Here is a 25,483-nt window from a genome sequence, read left to right as displayed (position 1 = left end):
AGCTTGTATTATGCAGAATAAAAATAAAACTTTTCAAAGCTATATGTATGCTGTGCTCTGGTGTGTAATAGCTATTTTTATTGATCAGATTACAAAATGGCTTGTAGTACACAATTTAAAGGGAAAAGACAGTATTACAATAATTCCAAACGTTTTTGAGTTGCATTATCTTGAAAATCGGGGTGCAGCATTTGGAATGTTGCAGAACAAACAGATTATATTTTTAATCGGTGCAAGTATTGTTTTAATTGCAATCGGTTATTTGTATGGGAAAATACCGCATACGTCACGTTATTTTTGGCTTCGTTTTTGTGCAGTTTTAGTTTGTGCGGGTGCAATAGGGAATATGATTGATCGAATTCGACTCAATTATGTTATTGATTTTTTCTATTTTAGTTTAATCGATTTTCCAATTTTTAATGTAGCGGATTGTTATGTTGTAGTAGCTTGTGTACTCTTTGCAATTCTTGTTTTATTTTATTACAAAGATGAAGATTTTGCATGGGTAAGCAGAAAATAAAAAATAATTAGAGTTTATATAAAGATGGCATTACGTTTTGTAATGTCACTTTCTGTATTTACAGAATTATTGTAGTAGATTGGAGATGAAGAAGTATGGAAAAATTGTTCTTTACAATTGAAAAGGGCGGAGAACGTATCGATAAATATTTGTCAGAACAGCTTGAAGATATGACTCGTTCACATATCCAAAAATTAATCAAGGAAAATATGGTGCGGGTAAATGGAATGACTGTGAAATCAAATTTTAAACTTTCAGCTTCTGATCAGATTGAAGTAGAAATCCCAGAATTGAAAGAACCGGATATCCTTCCGGAAAATATTCCGTTGGATATTTTATATGAAGATCAGGATATCCTTGTAGTAAATAAACCAAAAGGTATGGTAGTACATCCCGCACCAGGACATTATACCGGAACGCTGGTGAATGCAATCATGTACCATTGTAAGGATAATTTATCAGGAATTAACGGAGTTATGCGTCCTGGTATTGTTCATAGGATAGATATGGATACAACCGGTTCTTTATTGATATGCAAAAATGATCGTGCTCATCAGGCTCTTGCAAAGCAGCTTAAAGAACATTCTATTACAAGAAAATATCACGCTATTGTTCATGGAAGATTAAAAGAAGATGAGGGAACCATTGATAAACCGATCGGTCGCCATCCAATTGACCGAAAAAAAATGAGTGTTCACTGTACCAATGGAAGAGAAGCAGTTACGCATTATCGTGTTTTGAAAAGATTTCAGCAATTTACTTATATTGAATGCCAGTTGGAAACCGGACGAACACATCAGATACGCGTGCATATGTCCAGTATCGGACATCCGATTCTAGGGGATCAGGTATATGGTCCTGCGAAATGTCCTTATAAATTGCAGGGACAGACATTACATGCAAAGGTACTTGGAATCACGCATCCAACAACTGGTAAATATATGGAATTTGATGCACCACTACCAGATTATTTTCAGGGTTTACTTGAAAAAATGCATTAGAACGAATATAATAAAGAGTATAGATGAGTTCGTGCATCAATACAGCGTAAAGGAGCGTGGCTAGTATGAAAACAAATACGATTATTACAATTGGAAGACAGTATGGAAGCGCTGGAAGAGAGATTGGTTATAAGATTGCTGAGGATTTCGGAATCAAACTTTATGATAAAGAAATGCTCGCCAGAGCAGCAAAGGAAAGCGGTATCTGTGAAGAGATTTTTGAAACTCACGATGAGAAGCCAACAAACAGCTTTCTCTATTCACTCGTAATGGATACATATTCTATGGGGTATGCTGGAAGCGCATATAATGATATGCCGCTCAATCATAAAGTATTCCTTGCACAGTTCGATACGATTAAGAAGATTGCAGACGAAGGTCCTTGCATTTTGGTTGGTCGTTGCGCAGATTATGCGTTGGAATCTTATGATAATGTAGTCAGCATATTTATTCATGCAGATATGGAGGCAAGAATTTCCCGTATTAGTCGAATTTATGATTTACCTGCCAATAAAGCAAAGGATCGTATCGTAAAGACAGACAAGAAGAGAGCAAGTTATTATAACTATTATACAAACAAGCGTTGGGGCGATGCGGATAGTTATGAATTATGCTTGAACAGCTCAAAGCTTGGCATAGAAGGAACAGCTAAAGCAATCGAACAATATGTACTGTTTAAGGAAGGTGTTTCTGATAAACAAATCTAATTTTATAATGTAAAGAATATTAAATTCAAGTCGAGCAGCCGCGAGACTTGGCGCGTGATTCTGGTCAGCGTAAGCTGACACATTCTTTACAGAATCACTGCGCATCCTCGCGGAGCGTTTATCTCAGTCGGAGATTGTACTCCCACTGAGATAAATTTGCTGTTACTCACCACCTAAAAGAGGTGGGAGTCTTCTCGACTGAGATAATAAAAGTGGAAGATAGGATAGCAGATGCTCCAGTTTCTTCCACTTTTATATTATTCTTCTCGTAATTTTACAGCTGATGCGGCTTGTCGGCGTCTATCCTCATCAATTGCTGCATAATGCTTTTTAGTAGTGTTTACATCTTTATGTCCTAAAACATCTGCAACAAGATAAATATCTCCGGTTTCTCTGTATAATGCAGTGCCATAAGTGCTTCGCAATTTATGAGGGGTAATTTTTTTGTTAGGAGTTATCTGGCGGGCATATTTTTTAACCATATTTTCAACAGCCTGGACCCCCATACGTTTTCTCTGAGTAGACAGAAATAGTGCATTTTCATTACCCGGAAGAGGGATTACGGTTTTTCTTGTTGTATACAGATAGTTCTTTAATGCATATTCGACTTCTTTACCAAAATATACAATCATTTGATTACCGCCTTTGCGGAGGACTTTAACTCCGTTATTCTTAAAATCTACGTCTTGTATATCTAAGCCAACGCATTCAGAAACACGAATACCTGTTCCTAATAATAATGTAATAATGGCCAGATCTCGATTTTTGGTCTTTTCATAGTAGGCTTTTTTCTGCCCACTTAATTTGTCACCGCCGTGTTCAACAAAATCGAGTAAAAGTGCAATTTCATCTGTATCAAGCCGAACAATTGCCTTCTCGTGTAATTTTGGCATATCTACGAACAATGTCGGATTTTTAGAAATCATTTGATGTTTAAAATAATAACTATAAAAACTTCGTAAAGCTGACATTTTACGTGAAAGTCCATTTTCAGTATTCGTAATCTGTTTTTCTTCGTCATTTTTATAAACTTTTAGAAACTCAAGATATTCTTCAATGTCTACAGGCTCTAATCGCTCCAAATCGGACGTTTCAAACTGGTCGACGGAGTAATTCTTATATAGTGGATTATTTTCCATTAAAAAGCGGAAAAACACGCGTATATCATATGCATAAGATATTCTTGTCTTAGCAGACGTGGTTGGTTCAATTGCCCGGAAATAATCTTTGGCAAAAGAAGGAAGCGTTTTTAATATTTCACGCAGTCTCAATGTATTATCGATATAAGTTTGTTCGTGATAAGATTTTTCAGCAGTGTTTTCAATAAAAGTTGGTGTATTTTGATTTTCAAGTTCTGATTCTTTCATAATGTTTAAACCCCCTTATTGATAGTAATATAGTTAGAATATAACATATTAAGTATATTTTGTCTATATCTATTGGAAAAATCGGTATTTGTCGTATAGATTGAATTCTATTGAAAAAGTACTCTCTTTTGAAAAAATAAAAAAACATAAGGAAAATACGTTCTGGTTTTGATGTGTATTTCCTTATGTTCTTAAATTAATTCTAAGTTAAGCAAATAACTTTTGTGCACTATAATTAATTGCAATTTTATCTGGAAACAATTTGAATACAATCTGGATCTACATTAGTCAAAGTGTCGCAGATGATAATCAGTTTGTTACCAGAATAGATTTGATTACTCTGCAGATGGTTTAATTCTCTCAGTTCTTTAATATATCTATCTATACTGTAACTTTCAGGTTTATACTGTTCGGCAATACTCCATAATGTATCACTTTCGCGAATCGTAATACTTTTATAGACTACCGGTGTACTTGAAATGGTTGTATTCGAATCTTTTGCCGATGTAATTACACTTCCAAATCCGGCCCAGGATACAGCAATCAATAAGAATGCTGTCATAACTGATAACATATTACCTTTTAATTTTCTAGAATGTTTCCTTTTATTCGTATGTTCTTTTCTCATATTACTGCACTCTCCTATTTATCAAAGCTATACAGAACGTTTGTTCTTGCTATAAATATAGTATACGACACGAACATATGTTTGTCAATGAAGCTTGCTATAATATTCGAACATATTTTCGCAACAAATGTTTGCTATTTCACTTTTCCTATGATACTATAAAAATAGTAAAACAGCCGGGAGGGGATTCGTATGGCACAGGGAAAAATCAGTAAAAAACAAGAAGAAATTTTAGAATATATCAAATCACAGATTCTGGAGCGTGGGTTTCCACCTGCAGTTCGTGAAATTTGCGAGGCGGTTCATTTAAAGTCTACGTCTTCAGTACACTCACATCTTGAGACATTGGAGAAGAACGGATACATACATAGAGATCCGACGAAACCACGTGCAATTGAAATTTTAGATGATACATTTAATTTAACAAGACGTGAGATGGTCAATGTACCGATAATTGGTCGTGTTGCCGCAGGTGAGCCATTACTTGCACAGCAGAATATTGAGAATTACTTTCCGATACCGGCAGAGATGATGCCTAATAAACAGACTTTTCTGTTACAAGTACAAGGGGAAAGTATGATTAATGCAGGAATCTTAAATGGTGATTATATCCTTGTACAACAGCAACAGACAGCGGATAATGGAGATAAGGTAGTTGCATTAATAGATGATGGTGCTACAGTGAAGACATTCTATCGTGAAGAGGGAATCATTCGTTTGCAACCAGAGAATGATTTTATGGATCCAATTATCGTGAAGGACTGTATCATTCTTGGTAAAGTGATTGGCGTGTTCCGATTTTTCAAGTAATGTATGAACGATTTTCAATAAGATACATAGAATAATTTATTGTTTATGAGAATAAAAATAACAGGTGTAACCATGAAATTAAAAGTATTCTTGGTCAACCTGTTATTTTTATTTATACAAAAACTTTTTGCTTCAGAGTGTATCCTTTCGCAAACATGATTTTTCTGTTTTTCGTAAAAATCGTTATCCTCTGTTTTAAGCAATATTTGCTTGTTTCAGACGATTAGTAATCTAAATAAAATCGGAATTTTATTTAGTTTGGAACTTGTTGTTGCTATCATAAATCGTTGAATTCCTCGATTAAAGAGGCTCATGATTTAGATTTTAATAACCCATTGCTTTAACAATATCATCGTCTTTTAGCTCAACACCGACTCTTATTTTTTCGATAAGATCTCGCTGCCAATCTTCTAGTTCGTCCACTCTCCATTCACTGATCTCTTGTGCAACGAAGCAGCGTTCCCTATCCCATATACTTTCTTGCTTATCCTTGTCTGTATATGGGATAGATCTGTAATATGTTTTCTCACTAAATTCATACTTTACATTGAAATATAGATATCGGAAATATTCTGTGTAATGTATTTCTTTTGGGATTTCTGCACCATAATATTTGCCGTTTACTTCTTTGTAATGATATAGCTTCTGTTCAGAAAGCCGTATGTCAAATAACTCTTCGATAGTTTTATCTTTGTCTTCCGGGTGTTCTTTAAAGTGCCTTTCCTGCCACTCATCAAATAGATCAAAAGTATATGGTTGTTCGAATAGTCTTGATGTTTCTTTGCCACATATTTTTTCGCCAAAGAAATCTGCGCCACTTCTAAAACGCTCTATAATCCTTTTGTCCCTATTTGTTAAGGGCTTATTCTCCTGTATTTGTTGCTTGAATCTATGTGCCATAGACAGTTTAAGACTCCATTTTGTATATTCTGTATGTTCTTTTTCTGTCCATTCCGATTCAGGCTTTTTGGATTTTATGACATCCGGTTTAAAATTTTTCATAATATATCCGGCATAGTCTGCGACCGGAATTGTTTTAGGTATTTCGTTATTTATAATTATATTTCCTCCACTTGCATTAAAAAAGCGCATTACCGGTTTTGCCAGTAATACGCTTCGTTTTGTTGGTTGGTTTGCTACAGAATAATTGTTTTTACAAATTATAGAAAAATGCTAGTTACTTCTGTACAGAGTGGATTTTATAACTCATCAAAAGCGATTTCTTTTCCATCTCTCCAGATTCTTTCTAAATCATAGAAAAGACGATTTTCACGATCAAATATATGAACGATAACATCGCCGAAATCAAGAAGTACCCAGTTACCATTGCTGTATCCTTCTCGTTGTTTTAAGGAATATCCTGCTTTGTGAAGTTCTTCCTCTACATTATCAACCAATGCCTGAACCTGGCTGGAGTTTGTACCATTTGCAATGATAAAATAGTCTGCTAAAACAGAGATTCCTTCCAGGTTGATGATTTTGATATCTTCAGCTTTTTTTTCATCTAAAGCATGATATGCGATTTTTACCATTTTTTTTGCCTGTTCCATTGTCTTCCTCCCTTTAACGCATTATTTTGAATAATACTCATATGTTTTTGCTGTCATTGGATCGATAGGTCTTTTTTGCCATTTTAAGTATTCTAATGTATTTTTGGCGCATAAACTTACTGCATGGTCAATGTCAATAAATGCTTCTTTTCTCACTTCAGTAAGCCCAGGGATCATTTTTCTGCCAGGTTCAATATAATCAGATAAATAAATTATTTTGTCCAACATACTCATATTTGGGCGTCCGGTAGTATGATAAAGAATGGCGTTAATTACACGTTCATTATCTACCTTATATTTTTCTTTGGCAAGGTAGGCTCCGAGTTTTGCGTGAATTAAAGGAAGAACTTGTAATTCCGCCTCAGATAATTCGATTTTGTATTTTTTACATAGCTCTACCTGTTCTTCAGGGGAAGTGAATTTCCCACAATCATGCAGTAGCCCGGCAAGCATGGCTTCTTGAATATCTTGTTCGTAACGCATTGCCATGGCAGCTGCGGTATACATAACACCCTTTGTATGACGATAACGATCAGGTTTTAATTTCTTTTCTAATTTTTCACTTATCTTGTCTAAATCCATTTTTGTTTTTTCCCTTTGTATCATACAATCTGTTTGATTTAATGTATTCATCTACGGCATCAGGAACCATGAAGTGTACGCTCAATCCTTTTGCTGCACGTCTTCGTATAACCGTTGAAGAGATTTCCAGAAGAGGAGCCTGTAATAATTGTATTTTGGCTCCATATATTTGTTTCAAATAATTGATCTGCATACGCATATCTTCTATATCCTTGTCGTCACGCATAGCGGCTAAAATTGTACAAGTGGGAAATATTTCCTCAAAATATCTCCAGTGCTCGATTGCAAACAATGAATCTGCTCCAAGAATAAAGTAAAAATCATCTTCCGGATATAATTCATTTAATTCTTGCATTGTCTTATAGGTATAAGAGTGCGAGTTTTCATTTGCTTCATGCAAACAAATTTTAAAATAAGGTATATTTTGAATTGCACGGCGAACCATTTCTATACGATGTCGTAATGCGTCTTTCATGTCTTCAGCTTTTTTGTGTGGTGGATTTCCGTTTGGAAGAAACCATATTTCATCCAGTCCAAAATCTTCATAGGCAAATTCGCCAAGCAGTAAATGTCCAATGTGAATTGGATCAAAGGTTCCACCCATAATTCCTATTTTCATCCGTTATCACCTATGGTAAAACAATTTTTTTCTTGTTGTCTTTTCCTTCTTTATAAAGAACAATTTTCTTTCCGATTACCTGTACAATTTGAGAGTGTGTACGTTCAGCGACCATCTCAGCTAATTCACGTGGATCATCTGCACAGTTCTGTAAAACACTGATTTTAATCAATTCTCTGGCTTCTAAAGCTTCTGAAATTGCCTGCGTAAGTCCAGGGTTCATACTGGATTTACCAATCTGAAAAATCGGATCAATTGTCATAGCAAGACCTTTTAAATAAGCTCTCTGTTTTGATGTCATTTTTATTCTCCTATTAATTTTAGTATATCAATTACGGGTTTCTTTTATTTGTAATAGTCAAATTGCAGACCATACATTTTTACAGTATCGCCCTCTTCTATTCCGGCAGCTTCAAGTTTTTCAAGGATACCGGTATCTTTCAAGAAACGTTGGAAGAATGCAAAACCTTTCTCTGAATCTAAGTTCGTATATCCAAGCATTTTTTCAATTTTAGGTCCTTCAACCACATACATATCATCCACTTTTTCGACAGTGTATGGAAGTTCTTCATAAATAAGTTCATCTTCTGGGAAGAATTCCTGCTCAAAAACAACAGTTTCAGTTCCAATCTTCTGAAGTTCCTCGCTTACATAATACAACAATTCCTGAATACCTTTTCCGGATACTCCGGAAATCGGAAATACTTTGATTCCCTTTGGTTCAAATTCTGCTTTTAAAAGTTCAACAGGGTCTTCATCTTCTGAGTAGATTAAATCTGTTTTGTTTGCTGCAATTACCTGTGGGCGTTTTGCAATTTCAGGATTATAAGCTTCTAATTCTGCATTGATTTTATAAATATCTTCAATTGGATCACGACCTTCAATTCCGGCAGCATCAACAACGTGGATCATCATTTTTGTACGTTCGATATGACGTAAAAATTCATGTCCTAACCCGACACCTTCGGAAGCACCTTCGATTAGACCAGGAATATCTGCCATAACAAATCCCTTTCCGTTTGGAAGGTCAACCACTCCGAGATTCGGATTTAATGTTGTGAAATGATAATTCGCTATCTTAGGATCAGCATTTGTTACTCTAGAAAGAAGAGTTGATTTTCCAACATTAGGAAATCCAATCAATCCAACATCTGCGATTACTTTTAATTCTAATGTTACTTCCATTTCCATAGCAGGCTGCCCTGGCTGTGCATATTTAGGAACCTGCATTGTAGCTGTTGCAAAATGCTGATTACCGAGTCCGCCTTTTCCGCCTTTTAAGATAATCTGGCGACGATTTTCACCTGACATATCTGCAACAACCTTACCTGTATTTGCTTCTTTGATTACGGTTCCTTCTGGAACTTTTAATACAACATCTTTACCATCTTTTCCGTGGCAACGGCGTTTTCCACCTTCTTCACCATCACCGGCTGCAAATTTTCTTTTATGACGATAATCATAAAGCGTGTTTAATCCTTCATCTACTTCAAAAATTAAATCTCCGCCTTTTCCGCCATCGCCGCCGTCTGGGCCACCATTTGCTACATATAATTCGCGTCGGAAACTTACATGACCATTGCCGCCTTTTCCGGAGCGAATCATAATTTTTGCTCTATCTGCAAACATCGCGATCACCTCTCTTATTTTTTTGTTATTTAGTATCAGTGTAACATACTTATATATAGTATCTGCAAGAAAATACTTTTTGAATATAAAAAGATTTCTGGCAGAGAAAAAAGGCAGGAAATACTTCCTGCCTTCATGAACTGATGATTATTCAGCTACTGGATAGATAGAAACCTGTTTCTTATCTCTTCCTTTTCTTTCAAATCTAACAACACCGTCAACCAGTGCGAAGAGAGTATCATCTCCTCCACGTCCAACATTCACACCTGGGTGAATCTTAGTTCCGCGCTGTCTGTACAGGATGTTACCAGCTTTTACAAACTGTCCGTCAGCTCTTTTGGCACCTAATCTCTTAGCCTCGGAGTCACGACCGTTCTTTGTAGAACCTACTCCTTTTTTATGAGCAAAAAACTGAAGGTTTAATTTCATCATGGTAGTTACACCTCCTCGAAAATAATATCAATATATGGCTTATAACTGTCATCTTCTTCCATGCTCTGTAAACCGAGAACCATGGATTTCATCAACAGTTGAGCATCATGTCCAGGAGTTTTTGTAAAACGAAATTCGATATTACCTGCATCTTCATCGCTAACACAACTTGTTTCATCCTCTGTAAAGGATTCAATTGAGTTTAATGTATTAATAATTAATACTGATGCAGCGGCGCATACGATATCATGACCATATTCATCATATCCTGCATGTCCAATCACATCAAATCCTGTATATGTCTGCTTTTCATCCACATAAATAGTTACATTAATCATAATTAAGCGTTGATCTTTTCGATCTTAACTGCTGTAAACTGCTGTCTGTGACCGTTTTTCTTATGGTATCCAGTCTTTCTCTTATACTTGTAAACAACAACTTTTTTTGCTTTTCCGTCTCCGATTACGGATGCAGTAACGGATGCTCCGTTTACAGTTGGGTTACCAACAACCAGTTTATCATTGTTTACTGCAAGTACCTGGTCGAATGTATAAGTTTCTCCAGCCTCTACACCAAGTTTCTCTACTTTAATGATATCGCCTTCGGCTACTTTGTACTGTTTACCACCTGTTGCTATAATCGCGTACATATGGCACCTCCTATTATCATTACTCGCCAGCTACGGTGTCTGTAAATACAGCTCTTAAACCTCGCTGTGCGGCATACTCATAGAATATAACATTCTCTTTATCATTTGTCAATACTTCTTTTTGAAAAAGTTTGTTTTGTTTTTTAGTAGCAGTTCAGATGAAATGGTGAACCGCTGCATTTTTGAATTTGTTTTACTGGCTTAAAAGTTTTCCGGCTTTTGTTCGGATGCGTTGAAGTGCATTATCAATCGTTTTTGGACTTTTATCAAGTAAATTTGCAATATCCCGATAATTTGTTCCCAGCATATGTAAATATAGTACCCGATTTTCCAAATCACTTAAGTTCTCTTTTAATTCCTCGATAAATGCTTCTGAAGATTCTTTCCCAAAATAAAGTGTTTCTGGATTATTTTCAACTTCAGGTTCAATCGTATCAATTAACGGAAGCGCTTTCTCGTCTTCATGATTTCCTTCATCATAAAGAGAAACATAGGAATTTAACGGGATATGTTTTTTCCTTTTTGATGATGCGATTGCAGAATACATTTGACGCGATACACATAGTTCTGCAAAACCGGAAAAGGACTGTCCGGCTTCAGAGTCAAAATCCCGAACAGCTTTGATCAATCCAATCATCCCTTCCTGGATAAGATCATCGTTATCGCCTCCAATCAAATACATTGCCCTTGCTTTTCGGCGGACCATCGATTTATATTTAATCATAAGATAATCCATAATCTCATCTTCACCATTTCTCAAACGGCGGATTAATTGTTCATCTGGAATCTTATTATATGTATTCATGAAACCAGTTATCCTTTCAAACTAATTTAGTCTCTGGCGAACAATTTCGTAGGCAAGTACACCTGCTGCCACAGATGCATTTAAGGAGTCGATTTCACCTTTCATTGGAATGCTTGCAATAAAGTCACATTTTTCTTTTACAAGTCTTCCAACACCCTCTCCTTCATTTCCAATAACAAGACCGATTGGTCCTTTTAAATTTAAACGGTACATGGATTCACCGCCCATATCTGCACATACGAACCAGAGTCCTTTTTCTTTTAATTCTTCCATTGTTTTTGCAAGATTTGTAACCTTTGCAACAGGAGTATAATTCAAAGCACCGGCAGAGGTCTTGGCAACTGTTGCAGTAAGTCCGACAGCCCTGCGTTTTGGAATAATAACACCATGCGCTCCGGCTAAATTTGCAGTACGTATAATCGCACCAAGATTATGCGGGTCTTCGATATTATCTAATAAAATAAGAAATGGATCTTCCCCTTTTTCTTCAGCCAGTTTTAACATGTCTTCCACTTCAGAATATTCATAGGCAGCTGCATATGCAATTACACCTTGATGTTTGCCTGTTGTAGAAATTTGGTTTAAACGATCCTTATTAACAAAGTTAATAATTGTGTCGTGTTTTTTAGCCTCTCTTATAATTGTACGTATAGGTCCGTCCTGACATCCATCTAAGACGAATACCTTATCAATCGGTTTGCCTGAGCGAAAAGCTTCCAGTACAGCATTTCTTCCTTCTACGACCAGAGTATGTTCACGATGGTCTCTGTCAAATTCTTTTTCGATTTTTTCTGACATGATCTTCTCCTTACTTTTCTTAATTTTCCAAACTGTCTAATCCTATTTTAATCAGTTCCATTAAGCGTGCATATCTCTTTTTCAGGTAAAGATAACCGACGAGTGCTTCAAATCCTGTTGCACGACGATAGTCGGTGATTGATTGATTTTTGGCCGGAGAAACAGATTTTGCATTTCTCCCCCTTCTGTAGACAGCATGCTCTTCTTCGTTTAAATGCTCCTGCATTGTACGCATCATCAACGACTGTGTTGAAGCCTGTACAAGATGACTGGTCTCTTCATGTAATTTATTTACTTGTTTGTTTCCGTTGTTAATAATCATACTTTTGATGATTAAATCATAAACACAGTCACCGATATATGCTAAAACAAGAGGTGAATATTGATTCACATCCACCTCTTTTAATTGGAGCACATTTTCAATACAATCGCGAAAATCCATTGTTATGCTCTTTTCCATTTTACACCTTCTCTTGTATCTTCTAAAATGATTCCTTTAGCTAAAAGTTCATCACGAATTTCATCTGCTCTGCCAAAATTACGTTCTTTTCTGGCTGCCTGACGTTCCTGGATCAATGCTTCAATATCGGCATCTAAAAGCTCTTCTTTTTTCTCAACTACAACACCAAGTACATCTGCAAGTTTTACGATCAACTCATATAAAGCCGAAACATATGCTTTTGAACTATCACCATTTGCAGTTGTATTTGCATATTTTACAAGATCAAAGATTGCTGCAATTGCATCAGCAGTATTAAAGTCATCATCCATTGCTTTTTCAAAGGCTGCGACATAGTTTTGAGTTTTTGTAAGTGCATCATCTTCAATGTCTGTAAGTGTCTCTGTCTTTGCATTATCGGCCAGGAATTTTAAGTTGTCAGTGGCAGTGATAATTCGATCCAATCCGCTTTTTGCAGCTTCCATTAGATCACTGCTGAAGTTCAATGGACTTCTGTAATGCGCACTTAACATAAAGAAGCGAAGTACCTGTAAATCATATTTTTCGCTGATTTCTCTAACTGTAAAAAAGTTGCCAAGTGATTTTGACATTTTTCTATTATCGATATTTAAAAATGCATTGTGCAGCCAATATTTTGCGAATTCTTTTCCATTTGCAGCCTCACTCTGAGCAATTTCATTTTCATGATGTGGGAATACAAGGTCTTCTCCACCGGCATGAATATCAATCTGTTCTCCTAAATATTTTTTCGACATTTCAGAACACTCAATATGCCATCCAGGTCTTCCCTCACTCCAAGGAGATTCCCATGCAGGCTCTCCCTCTTTTTTTGGTTTCCACAAAACAAAATCCAATGGGTCTTCTTTTTCATCTTCTCCGCTTACCAGAAGGGAACGATTACCTGAACGAAGATCATCTAAATTTTTATGTGATAATTTTCCATATTCTTTGAACTGACGTGTACGATAATATACAGTTCCGTTCTTTTCATAAGCATATCCTTTGTCAATCAGAGACTGGATCATCTCAACCATACCGCCAATTTCTTCTGTTGCAAGAGGATTTTTGGTAGCAGGTTTTACATTCATGCCATCCATATCTTTTTTACATTCAGCAATATATCTTTGTGAAATTTCCTCGGCTGTGACACCCTCTTCGTTTGCCTTTTTGATAATCTTATCATCGACATCTGTAAAGTTTGATACAAAGTTCACGTCAAATCCTTTATATTCAAAATATCTTCTGACTGTGTCAAATACGATCATAGGACGTGCATTTCCGATATGGATAAAGTTGTATACGGTTGGACCGCAGACATACATCTTAACTTTCCCTTCTTCTAATGGCACGAATTCTTCTTTTTGTTTTGACATCGTGTTATACAGTTTCATTTATATTTCCTCCTTGTTACTTTAACAGATACTACTGTATCTGAAATATCTATTGTTTTTTAATTTTTACAGTTTTGCTCTACACATTTTTTTAAGCGTTCTTCCATTGCAAGAAGCTGTTCGTGTAGTTGAAAATTGGCAATCTGCAATTCTCGGATATCATTGAGGACTGGATCTGGAAGATGTACCTGATCCAATTCTTCACAAGGTACTTTTTTGTCATCTCTTCGGACAATACGGCCAGGGACTCCGACTACTGTACAGTTTGGTGGAACTTCTTCTAATACGACAGATCCGGCACCGATTTTTGAATTCTCTCCAATAGTAAAGGATCCAAGTACTTTGGCCCCGGCACTGACCATTACATTATCTTTTAAAGTTGGGTGTCTTTTGCCTTTTTCTTTTCCGGTACCGCCCAGAGTAACTCCTTGATAAAGAGTAATATTATCTCCGAGAATTGCTGTTTCACCAATGATAACACCGCTTCCGTGATCAATAAACAATCCTTTTCCGATTGTTGCTCCTGGGTGTATCTCGATACCTGTTTTGCGAACAGCTCTCTGCGAAACCCATCTTGCCATAAAATAATGTTTTTTCATATATAGCTTATGTGCGACTCGATAACTCAGCATAACTTTAAAGCTTGGATACAGCAAGACTTCCAAATTTGATTTGATTGCTGGGTCACGATCTTTTACAACATTAATTTCTTCTTTAATGTAGGATATCATTCCCATAATTCTTTCCTCACTTTCATACAGAGTGTTTTCTTATATAGACGAAAAGAGTACTTCCCTAAATATATAAACAAGAAAGAATCCTGCTTGCAGGATTCTCCGCCTGCGACGGGTCGCTTCAGCGACATAATTCCTCTCCGCCGCAGTGCGATCCTGCCCGGAGGGCTTTTTTATGTTATAGGAACATTACGGAGTAATTTCCTATAACATAAAAAACTTCATCTCTAAACAAGAGACGAAGTTTATCCGCGGTTCCACTCTATTAAAAGAATTAATTCTTTCACTTATAACGTATAACGTCCGTTACCCGTATTTTGCTACTTGATTCACAAAATCAGCTCCCGAATGCACTTCACAAGGTTTCCTCTAAAACTGCTTTCAGCCGACGACAGTTTCTCTCTGATGAGTTAATTGCTTGTTACTCTTTCCGTTCTTTGCTTTTTATCTCTATACCGATACATTATATATTATGCAAAATTCTGAATTTTGTCAACAGATTCTCTTTAAACAACTTCATTTAAATAGATTCGATTAAGTGGTTTCAGCTTTCTTAGTTCTTCCGCCAAATGGTCTGTAAGTATTACATTTTCTTCTTTCGCAACTTCTTCGAGTGTTTTATAGCCAAATATGAAACTTGTCAATGCACCAATCGTTAAAACTCCTTCTGAATCTTCCGTTTCTTTTACATGGAGCACATTTTGCATATCAGAGCTATTTAAATCGTTATATATTTCCCATACCTTGCTGTTTTGGGGAAGGATATAATCCAGAATGGCAAAAGAGCAATGTAGTTGTTTGCCGGATTTTACTTTTAATGTCTTTAAAAACTGTTCAAGGTGTAAAATTCGAACCATAATGGTTGGCTTTTTTTCTTGAGTATCAATCAATGAAGCATAAATTTTTACATTACCGGAAATATTTTTCTCGGTTTTTAACTGGGCGACAGATTGATCCATTGCACTTTCGTATCCAGGAAGAAAAAACGGTTCCATAATTTCTAATCCGTCTTCCATCATATAAGTAAATATGCCAATCAATTTATCTTCTTCAAAAACCATTCGGATGCCACCAAGTTCACTTTGGCGTTCTAATAAAAGCGATTGATAATATGCGCTGTCTCGTAATGTACAGATTTGCCAGTTCTTCTTTATGTTTTCGGTGTAGAAAGCAGAAATCCTTTCACAATCAAAAAAAGTCGCCTCTACGCTTTTGTATCTATCTATATTCTTAACATCTGTCAGTGTTGTATGATTCTGATCATAAACAAAGCGAAAATCATATGGCGTGTAAATAGATTCTGCAGCAGGCATTAAAAATGTAAAAGGCTCTTTGCGTTTGTACATATCTGATAAACTTTGGCGTAAGAGAGTGCCCATATATCCTTTTTTTCGGTGAAGTGGTTTTGTTGCAACACCAACAATGTAAGATCCTTGGAATTGTGTATCTTCAAGTTTTAAGGTATATGGGTTTAAATGTAGCATGGAACAAATTTCCTGGTCATTTTCAATCACATATATTTCATTGTCTTTCGCTTTCATAAAGTAATAATAATCCAAAAATTCTTTGGAATCTTCATTGAAAATCTGTTCCCATAAAGTTCTTGTCAGATTATGCTCATTTGATTTTAGCTTTTTTATTTTCATAACCTTTTTACTGCTCCTTGTGACATCCCTGGCAATTGGTACATGCTTTGTCAAAAGTTACATCATAGCTGCTATAGTTTGTTAATTTCTCCAGTGCACAGATTGCCTGAGAAGAAATGCCCTCCCCGCTTCCGGTAAAACCAAGGCCCTCTTCTGTCGTTGCTTTAACATTTATCTGCTCTACCGTTATATTTAAAGCCTCTGCAATGTTTTCACGCATCTGGTCAATAAATGGTCGCATCTTAGGCTTTTGTGCAATGATAGTTGCATCAATATTTTCTATAATGTATTGATTTTCATCTAATAATTTTGCAACATGCTCCAATAATTTTATACTGGAGATTCCTTTGTATTTATCATCGGAATCCGGAAAATGTTTTCCAATATCTCCGAGTGCGGCAGCACCAAGAAGTGCGTCCATAATTGCATGTAAAAGGACATCTGCATCAGAATGACCAAGCAGCCCTTTTTCATAAGGAATTTTAACCCCGCCTAATATCAAATCTCTGTTTTCCACTAATTTGTGAACATCATAACCCATCCCTACTCGCATTTTTTATTTCTCCTCGTAATCTGATTCTGTATTATCCTCTTTGCTATCTTGTTTGAGTTCTTTCATACCTGCTTCCAGTTCGGCCGGTGATGGCATTGGTGCAGTGCGGCTTTGGGTGAGTACGCGTTGTCTGCGCTGTTCCATTTTTTTCAATGCAGCTTCGGCAGCTTCCTCACGTTTTTGCTCCTCCTGCTCGGCTTTTTTTGATGAAACCATTCTTTTGATGATCCAGATAGTATAACCGGCTCCAATGATAGCAAAGATGATTCCCATAAAAAGTTTAAATGCCAAATCGCTTGGGTGTGCAGCAAGTGTTTCCCTAATAAGATTAACACCGATAAATGCTAAATACATTCCCAGCATAAGTCTTAGAATATAGTTTGTCTTTTTGTTCATATCTCTATCCTCCGTTTTTCCATATCTGATATTTGGGATATGGCAATACATTTAAAGCTATTGTATCATGTAACATACTTTTTCGGCAATATAAACACGAAATGGTTCGGAATTTTGTTTCAAATTAAAAAAGGAATGGAAAAGAAAAAGACCTAGCACAATGCTAAGTCTTTTAAGTAGCGGAAACTGGATTTGAACCAGCGACACCACGGGTATGAACCGTGTGCTCTAGCCAACTGAGCTATTCCGCCATGGTATGTATATATTGAAACTCTATGGGACCTACAGGGCTCGAACCTGTGACCCTCTGCTTGTAAGGCAGATGCTCTCCCAGCTGAGCTAAGATCCCAAGAAACAATACTTGGCAAGTTCCAAAGAACTCACTAGGCTAGTATAACAACAATATTGTAAACTGTCAACATGTTTTAGCCAAATAGCGGAAACTGGATTTGAACCAGCGACACCACGGGTATGAACCGTGTGCTCTAGCCAACTGAGCTATTCCGCCATATATCTTACTGATAATCATTAAGGTTATGGGACCTACAGGGCTCGAACCTGTGACCCTCTGCTTGTAAGGCAGATGCTCTCCCAGCTGAGCTAAGATCCCTTATTATCAGTGATTGGTGCGTTTTTCTCGCAACCGACTTCGTTAGTATACAATTATATCCAGTAAATGTCAACACCTTTTTATAATTTTTTTGATTTTTCTAAAAGTATCTATATTTTCTACAATTTATATGCTTTATATATAGAAACGGGATGTATCTGACCCCTATTTATCAGATACATCCCTTGTTCTAAGTTGTACAATTTAAGGTTTTATTATATAAAATATTATTTAAAATATTTTACACCGGATTCAAATATCTTGAGGTCCTGTTCTCCATAAATATTAATAGCAACAGAATCTCCACGACGTTCGGAATGAGCCATTTTACCAAGTACTCTTCCATCTGGACTTGTAATTCCTTCAATCGCATAGTAGGAGCCATTTACATTCCATTCTTCATCCATACTGATATTTCCTTCTGGATCACAATACTGTGTAGCTACCTGTCCGTTTGCAAAAAGTTTTTCAATCCACTCATCATTTGCTACAAAACGACCTTCACCATGAGATGCCGGGTTAGTATATACACCGCCTAATTGTGCATTCTGAAGCCATGGTGATTTATTTGTAACAACTTTTGTATATACCATTTTAGAAATGTGGCGACCGATTGTGTTATATGTTAATGTTGGTGAATCTTCATTCTGTCCGACAATCTGTCCATATGGTACAAGACCAAGTTTGATCAATGCCTGGAATCCATTACAAATTCCAAGAGCAAGTCCATCACGTTCGTTAAGCAATTTTTCTACGGCTTCTTTGATTTTTGCATTCTGGAATGCAGTTGCAAAGAATTTTGCAGATCCATCCGGCTCGTCTCCGGCACTGAATCCACCTGGGAACATAATCATCTGAGCCTGAGAAATAGCCTTCTCAAATTCATCTACAGATTCACGAATTCCCGTTGCATCTAAGTTTTTAAATACTTTTGTAATAACCTTAGCACCGGCTCTTTCAAAAGCTTTTTTGCTATCATATTCACAGTTTGTTCCCGGGAAAACAGGAATAAACACAGTTGGCTGTGCAAGTTTATGGCTGCAAATATGAATATCAGATGTATTGAACAGGCGTTCCTTAATCTTTTCATCACTGCTTGCAGCAGATTTTGTAGCAAATACTTTTTCTAAAGGCTCTTCCCATGCTGCTTTGGCTTCTGCAAGAGTAATTTCGGCATCACCATATTTAAACAGTTTATTTTCGCTTACTCCACCGATTACTGTATAATCTACAGTTAATTTATTCAATTTGTCAGCATCTACTTCTGCTACAAGATCTCCGAAAGCAGGGGCAAAGGCATCAACGGCAGAGAGCTCTGAATTCAATTCTACTCCAAGACCATTACCAAATGCCATTTTACTTACAGCAGAGATGATTCCGTGACGATCAAGTGCATATGCAGATACAATAGCTCCATTATGGATATCCTCTGCAAATTTACCATATTGATCCATAATCTGCTCATATACAGGTAAATCATATTTGTTACGTTCTGCCTTGACAAGAATTAATTTATTGCCTGCTTTTTTCAACTCAGGTGTGATAATATCTTTTTCTGTTGCCATATCTACAGCGAATGATACAAGTGTTGGTGGTACATCAATATCCTGGAATGTTCCTGACATACTGTCTTTACCACCAATTGATGGAAGCCCAAATCCAAGCTGTGCATCATATGCTCCGAGAAGTGCAGCGAATGGCTGGCTCCATCTCTTAGGATCTTCTGTCATACGACGGAAATATTCCTGGAATGTAAAACGAATTTTTTTGTAATCTCCTCCGGCTGCTACAATCTTTGCAATAGATTCTACAACAGCATAAATAGCTCCATGGTAAGGACTCCAGCTTGAAAGATACGGGTCAAATCCGAAACTCATCATAGATACTGCATCTGTTGTTCCATTTAAAACAGGAACTTTAGCAACCATAGCTTGTGTCTCTGTCATCTGATATTTTCCACCGTGTGGCATAAATACAGAGCCTGCTCCGATAGAACCGTCAAACATTTCGACAAGTCCTTTCTGCGAACATACATTTAAATCTTTTAAAACGTCAAGCCATTTTGCTTTTACATCAGTTACTTCCTGTTTCTGGAAAACAGATTCTTCAAGTGATGGGATATCCACTGCTACATTTGTTTCCTGATGTGCGCCGTTTGTATCCAAAAATGCGCGTGAAAGATTAACGATTTCTTTTCCTTTCCATGTAAGAACAAGTCTTGGACTTTCTGTTACGACAGCAACTTCTGTAGCCTCAAGGTTTTCTTCTTTTGCATATGCCAGGAATTCTTCAACGGCTTTTGGATCAACAACAACGGCCATACGTTCCTGCGATTCGGAAATCGCAATTTCTGTTCCGTCTAAGCCGGCATATTTTTTAGGAACTTTATCTAAATCTACTCTAAGACCATCTGCCAATTCGCCGATTGCAACAGAAACACCACCGGCACCAAAATCGTTACATTTTTTAATTAATTTACTAACTTCTTCTCGGCGGAATAAGCGTTGGATTTTACGTTCTGTTGGTGGATTACCTTTCTGGACTTCTGCTCCACATGTTTCAATAGACTGCTCTGTATGTACTTTGGAAGAGCCTGTTGCACCACCACATCCATCACGACCTGTGCGTCCGCCAAGTAAGATGATGATATCACCTGGGTCAGATGTTTCACGAATAACAGCGCGTCTTGGAGCAGCTCCCAGTACAGCTCCGATCTCCATACGTTTTGCAACATAATTTGGATGATAGATTTCTTTTACGGCACCTGTTGCAAGACCAATCTGATTTCCATACGAACTATATCCTTTTGCAGCACCACGAACGAGTTTTTTCTGTGGAAGTTTACCTTTTAATGTCTCTTTGACAGAGACTGTCGGATCAGCGGCACCTGTTACACGCATAGCCTGATACACATAAGTACGTCCTGAAAGAGGATCACGGATCGCACCGCCAAGACAAGTTGCAGCACCACCAAATGGTTCAATTTCTGTAGGGTGATTGTGAGTCTCGTTTTTGAAGTTGATCAGCCATTCTTCTTCTACACCATCTACTTTTATTGGAACAACGATACTACATGCGTTAATCTCATCTGATTCTTCCTGATCCTGTAATTTACCTTCTTTTTTGAGTTTACGCATTGCCATTAATGCAAGATCCATCAGACACACAAACTTATCTTCACGACCTGCAAAAATTTCACTATGATCATTTAAGTATTGTTTATAAGTATTTTCAATAGGTTCTCTGAGATCTCCATCATCAAAACTTACTGATTTTAACTCTGTAGAAAATGTTGTATGACGACAATGGTCAGACCAGTATGTATCCAGAACACGGATTTCTGTCATGGAAGGATCTCTTTTTTCTTCATTTGCATAATATCCCTGAATATGCTGGAAATCTTTAAATGTCATAGCTAAACCAAGTGAATCATACAATGCTTTCAATTCCTCTTCTGGCATTTCTTTAAATCCATCAAAAATTTTCACATCAGCAGGCTCATCAAAGACAGTGACAAGTGTTTCTGGTTTGTCGAAACCAGTTTCACGAGAATCTACAGGGTTGATGCAGTGATGCTTGATGGCATCTAATTCTGCGTCTGTTATATCTCCTTCAATAACATAAGTTATTGCAGTTCTTACAACCGGACGCTCATCTTCTTTAATGAATTGCAGACACTGTTCTGCTGAATCAGCTCGCTGATCAAACTGACCTGGAAGAGATTCTACAGAAAATGCAGTTTCATTTTCTTTCATAGGAAATGTTTCATTATATAAAATATCAACAGGGGCTTCTGCAAATACGCCATGACAAGCTTTTTCAAAAGTTTCATCAGAAACATTCTCTATATCATAACGGATCAGAACACGAACACCTGTCACATCAGGTACTCCAAGATAATGTTTGATCTCATGACGCAACTCTTTTGCCTGTACTGCAAAATCAGCCTTTTTTTCAACATATACACGTTTTACATTACTCATATTGGTTCTCCTTTGCATGTAATCTATTTTCTACATGTCACTTTTCATTTCTATGTTACAATCCTATCACAAATCAGATAATAAGTGAAATTAATATAACTAAACTCATTGATAAGTTTTGCTTAAATTTGCACGGTTCTTCTAATTGCTTTTTTATAATTTTTACTTTATAATATAAGTATCTTTTATTAGGAGGACTAATTAATGATGGATATTAATTACGAATTGTATAAAGTATTTTATCATGTCGCGTCTACATTAAATTTTTCAGAGGCTTCAAAACAATTATTCATTTCACAATCAGCCGTCAGTCAATCTATAAAAACACTGGAGAAGAAATTAGATCAGACATTATTTATTCGTAGTACTAAGCGTGTACAATTAACACCAGAGGGCGAGATACTTCTCAGACATATTGAACCTGCGATGAATCTAATCCGACGTGGTGAGGCACAGTTGATGGATGCAGCATCTACCGGAGGACAGATTCGAATTGGTGCAAGTGATACAATCTGCCGTTATTTTCTTGTTCCGTATTTAAAAAAATTCCACCAGGATTTTCCAAATGCACATTTAAAGGTAATCAATCAAACATCTATTAAATGTGTAGAACTATTAGAAACGGGGCAGGTTGATCTGATTGTTGTCAATTATCCAAATAAATATTTAAGTAATGTCTCATCGATTAAGAAGATTCAGAAGTTCCATGATGTGTTTATTGCGAATCATTCTTTTGATTATTTAAAAGAGAAGAAACTTTCATATCAGGAGTTGTCAAAATATCCTATTTTAATGTTGGATAAACAAAGTACAACAAGCGAATTTTTACATCGATTATTCCAGCAGCATCATTTGGATCTTGTTCCGGAAATTGAACTTACAAGTAATGATCTTTTAATAGATCTTGCAAGGATCGGCCTTGGAATTGCATTTATTCCTGATTATTGTCTGTCCAGACAATCAGAAGATTTATTTGTCGTAGAAACTGAAGAATCACTGCCTGAACGTGAGCTTGTGATCGCATATAATGAGCAAGTTCCATTATCCAATGCGGCAGTAGAGTTTTTAAATTACTTTAATTAGAAAATTTTAATAAAAAAGAATGAAACAACTTTTGGATAAGCTGCTTCATTCTTTTTTATTAAATCATAGTTTGCTAAATGTTTCTTTTCGGATTACTCGCCTACAACTGCAATTCTCATTGTATTACTTACACCGTTTCTACCCTTCTCAACGTTAGGTGAAGGAATTCCTGCTGTCAATACAACAACATCTCCCGGCTCAACATATTTTTTTACAAGTGCAAGTTCAATTGCTCCTGTAGTAATATCTTCTGTTGTATCAAATTCTAAAGATTTCAATGGTTCTACGCCCCAGTAAATAGCCATTCTACGCATTGTACGCTCATTTGGTGTGACACCTAAAATTCTCTGCTTTGGACGAAGATTAGAAACAACTCTTGTTGTAGCACCTGAAACAGATGGTGTAATGATGCATTTTGCATTCAGATTTGATGCAGCAAGTACTGAAGAGTACCCAATTGCACCGGAAATACCAGTTTTCAAATGATTTCCAGACTGTCCAAGAAGCAGATCATAATCCAAGTGTTTTTCGGTGCTTTCGATAATGTGAACCATCATCTGTAAAGCTTCAATAGGATATTTTCCTGCTGCTGTCTCACCGGAAAGCATTACTGCGTCTGTTCCATCATATACAGCATTTGCAACATCTGTAACCTCAGCTCTTGTTGGACGTGGATTACGGATCATAGAATCTAACATCTGTGTTGCAGTGATAACTGTTTTGAAGTTATCATTACATTTATTGATCATCATTTTCTGAAGATATGGAACTTCTTCTGCTGGAATTTCTACCCCAAGATCACCACGAGCAACCATGATACCATCTGCTGCACGTATAATCTCATCAATATTTTCGATACCTTCTGAATTTTCAATCTTAGCAATGATTGGAATATATGGCGCATTGATAGATTTCAGATAAGCTCGAATCTCTAAAATACATTCTGCATTACGAACGAAGGATGCTGCAATAAAGTCAATATCCTGGCTGACACCAAATTTGATATCTTCTTTATCTTTTTCTGTGATGGCAGGAAGTCTTACTGGCACGTTAGGAACGTTCACTCCTTTACGTTCGCCGAGGTCACCACCATTAATTACTTTACAACGGATATCTTTTCCGGATTTTTCAATAACTTCCAATCCGATCAGACCATCGTCGATTAAAATAACTTTGCCGGCATCAACATCTTCAGCCAGTCCTTTGTAAGTAATAGATACACGATTCTCATCACCAATGATATCTTCTGTTGTGAGAGTAAATTCCATACCAGTTTCCAGATGTACTTTTTTACCATCTTTGAGAACGCCGGTACGGATTTCTGGTCCTTTTGTATCAAGTAAAATTGCAACATTTGCGTGTTCTTCTTCACGAATCTGCTTTAATAAGTCCATACGACCTTTATGTTCTTCATAATCTCCATGTGAAAAATTGAAACGAGCCACATTCATTCCATTTTTAACCAATCCACGCATAATCTCCGGATTGTTTGTATTAGGCCCCATTGTGCATACTACTTTTGTCTTCTTCATCTTTTCAATCTCCTTATAACACTATCTTTATTTCACATGTTCGTGTGTGAACAAATGATCCTGGCAATATTCGTAATTGCCATTACATTTTGAACAGAATCTGAATTCCAGATTCGGATCATCCAATTCTGTTCTGCCACATACTGCGCAACGATGTCTTGCCCCATTTGAATAAGTCATATGCGGGCGGGACTGTTTTTGATACTTTTTCTTTCGCATCTGCTGTTTCGGTGAATATCCTTTTTTGGTAGAAAGGAAAAATACAACAAAGTTTAATAATGATGCTGCGATTGCTACTTTTGAAATGAAATTTCCGGCAATAAAACCATATAGAATAAATACAGCATATAAAATAGCCATCCATTTCATCTTAATAGGAATAATAAAATAAAGTAACAGTTCCATATCCGGATAACTTACTGCAAATGCAAGAAAAATTGACATGTTAATATAGTATGTGCTGAAAAGCCCTCCATATCCTATCATGCCTGTGCCTGCAATAAAGTATAATGCAAATGCACCAATTACAGTAAATAAAATCCCAGAAAAAATATATACATTATACCGAAACGTTCCCCATGCCCGTTCCAGCGCAGTACCGAGAGAATAATATAAAAGTACAATAAAAATGATAGAAATCAAACTTCCGCTTGGGGGAACAAGTACCCAGGATATCACTCTCCAGACTTGTCCTTTCAAGATAAAGTATGGCTCTAGTGTAAGCCATTTAAACAAACCAGGCAAAAAATAATAAATTCCAAAACCGATAATGTATGCTCCAATTAAATACATCGTCAAGTTTGGAATTGCAAATCGTCCGAATTTCTTTTCTAATTTATCTAACCAATTCAAATGTACATCTCCTTTATGGATTATTTTCGTTCATATAACAAGATTGTACTTAAATACGTACAAATCCGATACGTGTATTGTACATTCCCAACGTGCGTTTGTCAAACAAAAGTATGTGAAGATTCTGTAAATAAGATAGGATTGAG

27 protein-coding genes, 4 tRNA genes and 1 other annotated feature are annotated in these 25,483 nt (G+C 36.5%); of the genes, 5 read left to right on the top strand and 26 right to left on the bottom strand.

Annotation, left to right across the window (positions count from 1 at the left end; genetic code table 11):
* Positions 1–10 precede the first annotated feature (10 nt).
* From lspA to D8Q48_RS01745, 3 genes are all read left to right on the top strand, one after another.
* Complete coding sequence (lspA, locus tag D8Q48_RS01755; protein WP_117989029.1) at positions 11–520, top strand: signal peptidase II; 510 nt, start codon at positions 11–13, stop codon at positions 518–520.
* Positions 521–615: 95 nt separating this feature from the next.
* Positions 616–1,521 carry an RluA family pseudouridine synthase gene (locus tag D8Q48_RS01750; protein ID WP_117989030.1) on the top strand — a complete coding sequence of 302 codons (906 nt, stop codon included), beginning with the start codon at positions 616–618 and terminating at the stop codon, positions 1,519–1,521.
* 65 nt (positions 1,522–1,586) lie between these two features.
* Positions 1,587–2,228, top strand: coding sequence for a cytidylate kinase-like family protein (locus D8Q48_RS01745; RefSeq protein WP_117989031.1), 642 nt, complete (start codon positions 1,587–1,589; stop codon positions 2,226–2,228).
* Positions 2,229–2,485: 257 nt separating this feature from the next.
* On the opposite strand, the gene D8Q48_RS01740 is transcribed toward D8Q48_RS01745, so the two are convergent.
* Positions 2,486–3,595 carry a tyrosine-type recombinase/integrase gene (locus D8Q48_RS01740; RefSeq protein WP_117989032.1) on the bottom strand — a complete coding sequence of 370 codons (1,110 nt, stop codon included), beginning with the start codon at positions 3,593–3,595 and terminating at the stop codon, positions 2,486–2,488.
* Between the two features lie 247 nt (positions 3,596–3,842).
* On the bottom strand, positions 3,843–4,223 hold the full coding sequence (locus tag D8Q48_RS01735) for a LysM peptidoglycan-binding domain-containing protein (RefSeq protein WP_121055184.1): 381 nt from the start codon (positions 4,221–4,223) through the stop codon (positions 3,843–3,845).
* 192 nt (positions 4,224–4,415) lie between these two features.
* Between D8Q48_RS01735 and lexA the strand changes: the two genes are divergently transcribed.
* Positions 4,416–5,033, top strand: a complete 618-nt coding sequence (gene lexA / locus D8Q48_RS01730) for a transcriptional repressor LexA (RefSeq protein WP_117989034.1) — start codon at positions 4,416–4,418, stop codon at positions 5,031–5,033.
* Between the two features lie 324 nt (positions 5,034–5,357).
* Here lexA and D8Q48_RS01725 read toward each other — a convergent pair whose 3' ends face one another.
* From D8Q48_RS01725 to D8Q48_RS01620, 22 genes are all read right to left on the bottom strand, one after another.
* Positions 5,358–6,035, bottom strand: coding sequence for a hypothetical protein (locus tag D8Q48_RS01725; RefSeq protein WP_121055366.1), 678 nt, complete (start codon positions 6,033–6,035; stop codon positions 5,358–5,360).
* Positions 6,036–6,232: 197 nt separating this feature from the next.
* Positions 6,233–6,583 carry a ribosome silencing factor gene (gene rsfS / locus D8Q48_RS01720; RefSeq protein ID WP_121055182.1) on the bottom strand — a complete coding sequence of 117 codons (351 nt, stop codon included), beginning with the start codon at positions 6,581–6,583 and terminating at the stop codon, positions 6,233–6,235.
* A gap of 21 nt (positions 6,584–6,604) precedes the next feature.
* On the bottom strand, positions 6,605–7,165 hold the full coding sequence (gene yqeK / locus D8Q48_RS01715; RefSeq protein ID WP_191855100.1) for a bis(5'-nucleosyl)-tetraphosphatase (symmetrical) YqeK: 561 nt from the start codon (positions 7,163–7,165) through the stop codon (positions 6,605–6,607).
* On the bottom strand, positions 7,143–7,784 hold the full coding sequence (nadD, locus tag D8Q48_RS01710; protein ID WP_117989037.1) for a nicotinate-nucleotide adenylyltransferase: 642 nt from the start codon (positions 7,782–7,784) through the stop codon (positions 7,143–7,145). The genes yqeK and nadD overlap by 23 nt, the downstream gene beginning before the upstream one ends.
* A gap of 10 nt (positions 7,785–7,794) precedes the next feature.
* Entirely contained in the window at positions 7,795–8,085 is a 291-nt protein-coding gene (gene yhbY / locus D8Q48_RS01705; RefSeq protein WP_117989038.1) for a ribosome assembly RNA-binding protein YhbY, read from the bottom strand.
* A 44-nt stretch (positions 8,086–8,129) separates the two neighbouring features.
* Positions 8,130–9,413, bottom strand: coding sequence for a GTPase ObgE (obgE, locus tag D8Q48_RS01700; protein ID WP_117989039.1), 1,284 nt, complete (start codon positions 9,411–9,413; stop codon positions 8,130–8,132).
* 147 nt (positions 9,414–9,560) lie between these two features.
* The gene (rpmA, locus tag D8Q48_RS01695; protein WP_022075547.1) at positions 9,561–9,845 is read right to left on the bottom strand and encodes a 50S ribosomal protein L27; all 285 of its coding nucleotides are present in this window, start codon (positions 9,843–9,845) and stop codon (positions 9,561–9,563) included.
* Positions 9,846–9,850: 5 nt separating this feature from the next.
* Positions 9,851–10,183 (bottom strand): ribosomal-processing cysteine protease Prp, encoded by a 333-nt coding sequence (locus D8Q48_RS01690; protein WP_118687789.1) that lies wholly within the window; start codon positions 10,181–10,183, stop codon positions 9,851–9,853.
* Positions 10,184–10,185: 2 nt separating this feature from the next.
* Positions 10,186–10,494: a 50S ribosomal protein L21 gene (gene rplU, locus D8Q48_RS01685; RefSeq protein ID WP_022075549.1), complete on the bottom strand. Its 309-nt coding sequence runs from the start codon at positions 10,492–10,494 to the stop codon at positions 10,186–10,188.
* Between the two features lie 193 nt (positions 10,495–10,687).
* Positions 10,688–11,299 carry a sigma-70 family RNA polymerase sigma factor gene (locus D8Q48_RS01680; RefSeq protein ID WP_117989041.1) on the bottom strand — a complete coding sequence of 204 codons (612 nt, stop codon included), beginning with the start codon at positions 11,297–11,299 and terminating at the stop codon, positions 10,688–10,690.
* Positions 11,300–11,320: 21 nt separating this feature from the next.
* Positions 11,321–12,097 (bottom strand): 23S rRNA (guanosine(2251)-2'-O)-methyltransferase RlmB, encoded by a 777-nt coding sequence (gene rlmB, locus D8Q48_RS01675; RefSeq protein WP_022075551.1) that lies wholly within the window; start codon positions 12,095–12,097, stop codon positions 11,321–11,323.
* 19 nt (positions 12,098–12,116) lie between these two features.
* Positions 12,117–12,557, bottom strand: a complete 441-nt coding sequence (locus D8Q48_RS01670) for a ribonuclease III domain-containing protein (protein ID WP_117989042.1) — start codon at positions 12,555–12,557, stop codon at positions 12,117–12,119.
* Positions 12,542–13,948, bottom strand: coding sequence for a cysteine--tRNA ligase (gene cysS / locus D8Q48_RS01665; RefSeq protein WP_117989043.1), 1,407 nt, complete (start codon positions 13,946–13,948; stop codon positions 12,542–12,544). The genes D8Q48_RS01670 and cysS overlap by 16 nt, the downstream gene beginning before the upstream one ends.
* 59 nt (positions 13,949–14,007) lie before the next feature.
* Positions 14,008–14,679 (bottom strand): serine O-acetyltransferase EpsC, encoded by a 672-nt coding sequence (epsC, locus tag D8Q48_RS01660; protein ID WP_330514235.1) that lies wholly within the window; start codon positions 14,677–14,679, stop codon positions 14,008–14,010.
* Between the two features lie 234 nt (positions 14,680–14,913).
* Positions 14,914–15,129: a binding site (T-box leader), on the bottom strand.
* A gap of 59 nt (positions 15,130–15,188) precedes the next feature.
* Entirely contained in the window at positions 15,189–16,328 is a 1,140-nt protein-coding gene (locus tag D8Q48_RS01655) for a GNAT family N-acetyltransferase (RefSeq protein WP_117989045.1), read from the bottom strand.
* Between the two features lie 7 nt (positions 16,329–16,335).
* Positions 16,336–16,881, bottom strand: coding sequence for a 2-C-methyl-D-erythritol 2,4-cyclodiphosphate synthase (gene ispF, locus D8Q48_RS01650; protein ID WP_117989046.1), 546 nt, complete (start codon positions 16,879–16,881; stop codon positions 16,336–16,338).
* A gap of 3 nt (positions 16,882–16,884) precedes the next feature.
* Entirely contained in the window at positions 16,885–17,277 is a 393-nt protein-coding gene (locus D8Q48_RS01645) for a hypothetical protein (RefSeq protein ID WP_117989047.1), read from the bottom strand.
* A 177-nt stretch (positions 17,278–17,454) separates the two neighbouring features.
* Positions 17,455–17,528 (bottom strand) — tRNA-Met (locus D8Q48_RS01640).
* Positions 17,529–17,553: 25 nt separating this feature from the next.
* A tRNA-Val gene (locus D8Q48_RS01635) sits at positions 17,554–17,626 on the bottom strand.
* An 85-nt stretch (positions 17,627–17,711) separates the two neighbouring features.
* A tRNA-Met gene (locus tag D8Q48_RS01630) sits at positions 17,712–17,785 on the bottom strand.
* 29 nt (positions 17,786–17,814) lie between these two features.
* Positions 17,815–17,887 (bottom strand) — tRNA-Val (locus D8Q48_RS01625).
* A gap of 227 nt (positions 17,888–18,114) precedes the next feature.
* Complete coding sequence (locus D8Q48_RS01620) at positions 18,115–21,870, bottom strand: phosphoribosylformylglycinamidine synthase (RefSeq protein WP_121055180.1); 3,756 nt, start codon at positions 21,868–21,870, stop codon at positions 18,115–18,117.
* Positions 21,871–22,077: 207 nt separating this feature from the next.
* Here D8Q48_RS01620 and D8Q48_RS01615 point away from each other — a divergent pair, with 207 nt between their 5' ends.
* Positions 22,078–22,953 carry a LysR family transcriptional regulator gene (locus D8Q48_RS01615; protein WP_347562274.1) on the top strand — a complete coding sequence of 292 codons (876 nt, stop codon included), beginning with the start codon at positions 22,078–22,080 and terminating at the stop codon, positions 22,951–22,953.
* 92 nt (positions 22,954–23,045) lie between these two features.
* Here D8Q48_RS01615 and pyk read toward each other — a convergent pair whose 3' ends face one another.
* Together pyk and D8Q48_RS01605 are read right to left on the bottom strand one after the other, a co-directional pair.
* Complete coding sequence (gene pyk, locus D8Q48_RS01610) at positions 23,046–24,485, bottom strand: pyruvate kinase (RefSeq protein ID WP_117989050.1); 1,440 nt, start codon at positions 24,483–24,485, stop codon at positions 23,046–23,048.
* A gap of 27 nt (positions 24,486–24,512) precedes the next feature.
* Positions 24,513–25,337 carry a rhomboid family intramembrane serine protease gene (locus tag D8Q48_RS01605; RefSeq protein WP_117989051.1) on the bottom strand — a complete coding sequence of 275 codons (825 nt, stop codon included), beginning with the start codon at positions 25,335–25,337 and terminating at the stop codon, positions 24,513–24,515.
* Positions 25,338–25,483: the final 146 nt, after the last annotated feature.

Origin of the sequence: Ruminococcus sp. B05 (assembly GCF_003628495.1) — a bacterium.
Taxonomy (GTDB): domain Bacteria; phylum Bacillota; class Clostridia; order Lachnospirales; family Lachnospiraceae; genus Schaedlerella; species Schaedlerella hominis.
This window is presented reverse-complemented; position numbering and strand designations above follow the sequence as displayed.

Coding starts and splice junctions, on each gene's coding strand:
- D8Q48_RS01745 (WP_117989031.1), top strand. CDS start 1,587: ATGAAAACAAATACGATTATTACAATTGGAAGACAGTATGGAAGCGCT.
- cysS (WP_117989043.1), bottom strand. CDS start 13,948: ATGAAACTGTATAACACGATGTCAAAACAAAAAGAAGAATTCGTGCCA.
- D8Q48_RS01740 (WP_117989032.1), bottom strand. CDS start 3,595: ATGAAAGAATCAGAACTTGAAAATCAAAATACACCAACTTTTATTGAA.
- D8Q48_RS01620 (WP_121055180.1), bottom strand. CDS start 21,870: ATGAGTAATGTAAAACGTGTATATGTTGAAAAAAAGGCTGATTTTGCA.
- D8Q48_RS01750 (WP_117989030.1), top strand. CDS start 616: ATGGAAAAATTGTTCTTTACAATTGAAAAGGGCGGAGAACGTATCGAT.
- D8Q48_RS01670 (WP_117989042.1), bottom strand. CDS start 12,557: ATGGAAAAGAGCATAACAATGGATTTTCGCGATTGTATTGAAAATGTG.
- nadD (WP_117989037.1), bottom strand. CDS start 7,784: ATGAAAATAGGAATTATGGGTGGAACCTTTGATCCAATTCACATTGGA.
- rlmB (WP_022075551.1), bottom strand. CDS start 12,097: ATGTCAGAAAAAATCGAAAAAGAATTTGACAGAGACCATCGTGAACAT.
- yqeK (WP_191855100.1), bottom strand. CDS start 7,165: ATGGATTTAGACAAGATAAGTGAAAAATTAGAAAAGAAATTAAAACCT.
- pyk (WP_117989050.1), bottom strand. CDS start 24,485: ATGAAGAAGACAAAAGTAGTATGCACAATGGGGCCTAATACAAACAAT.
- D8Q48_RS01735 (WP_121055184.1), bottom strand. CDS start 4,223: ATGAGAAAAGAACATACGAATAAAAGGAAACATTCTAGAAAATTAAAA.
- rplU (WP_022075549.1), bottom strand. CDS start 10,494: ATGTACGCGATTATAGCAACAGGTGGTAAACAGTACAAAGTAGCCGAA.
- ispF (WP_117989046.1), bottom strand. CDS start 16,881: ATGCGAGTAGGGATGGGTTATGATGTTCACAAATTAGTGGAAAACAGA.
- D8Q48_RS01690 (WP_118687789.1), bottom strand. CDS start 10,183: ATGATTAATGTAACTATTTATGTGGATGAAAAGCAGACATATACAGGA.
- yhbY (WP_117989038.1), bottom strand. CDS start 8,085: ATGACATCAAAACAGAGAGCTTATTTAAAAGGTCTTGCTATGACAATT.
- obgE (WP_117989039.1), bottom strand. CDS start 9,413: ATGTTTGCAGATAGAGCAAAAATTATGATTCGCTCCGGAAAAGGCGGC.
- rpmA (WP_022075547.1), bottom strand. CDS start 9,845: ATGATGAAATTAAACCTTCAGTTTTTTGCTCATAAAAAAGGAGTAGGT.
- D8Q48_RS01655 (WP_117989045.1), bottom strand. CDS start 16,328: ATGAAAATAAAAAAGCTAAAATCAAATGAGCATAATCTGACAAGAACT.
- D8Q48_RS01725 (WP_121055366.1), bottom strand. CDS start 6,035: ATGAAAAATTTTAAACCGGATGTCATAAAATCCAAAAAGCCTGAATCG.
- lexA (WP_117989034.1), top strand. CDS start 4,416: ATGGCACAGGGAAAAATCAGTAAAAAACAAGAAGAAATTTTAGAATAT.
- D8Q48_RS01680 (WP_117989041.1), bottom strand. CDS start 11,299: ATGAATACATATAATAAGATTCCAGATGAACAATTAATCCGCCGTTTG.
- D8Q48_RS01615 (WP_347562274.1), top strand. CDS start 22,078: ATGGATATTAATTACGAATTGTATAAAGTATTTTATCATGTCGCGTCT.
- lspA (WP_117989029.1), top strand. CDS start 11: ATGCAGAATAAAAATAAAACTTTTCAAAGCTATATGTATGCTGTGCTC.
- D8Q48_RS01645 (WP_117989047.1), bottom strand. CDS start 17,277: ATGAACAAAAAGACAAACTATATTCTAAGACTTATGCTGGGAATGTAT.
- rsfS (WP_121055182.1), bottom strand. CDS start 6,583: ATGGAACAGGCAAAAAAAATGGTAAAAATCGCATATCATGCTTTAGAT.
- epsC (WP_330514235.1), bottom strand. CDS start 14,679: ATGATATCCTACATTAAAGAAGAAATTAATGTTGTAAAAGATCGTGAC.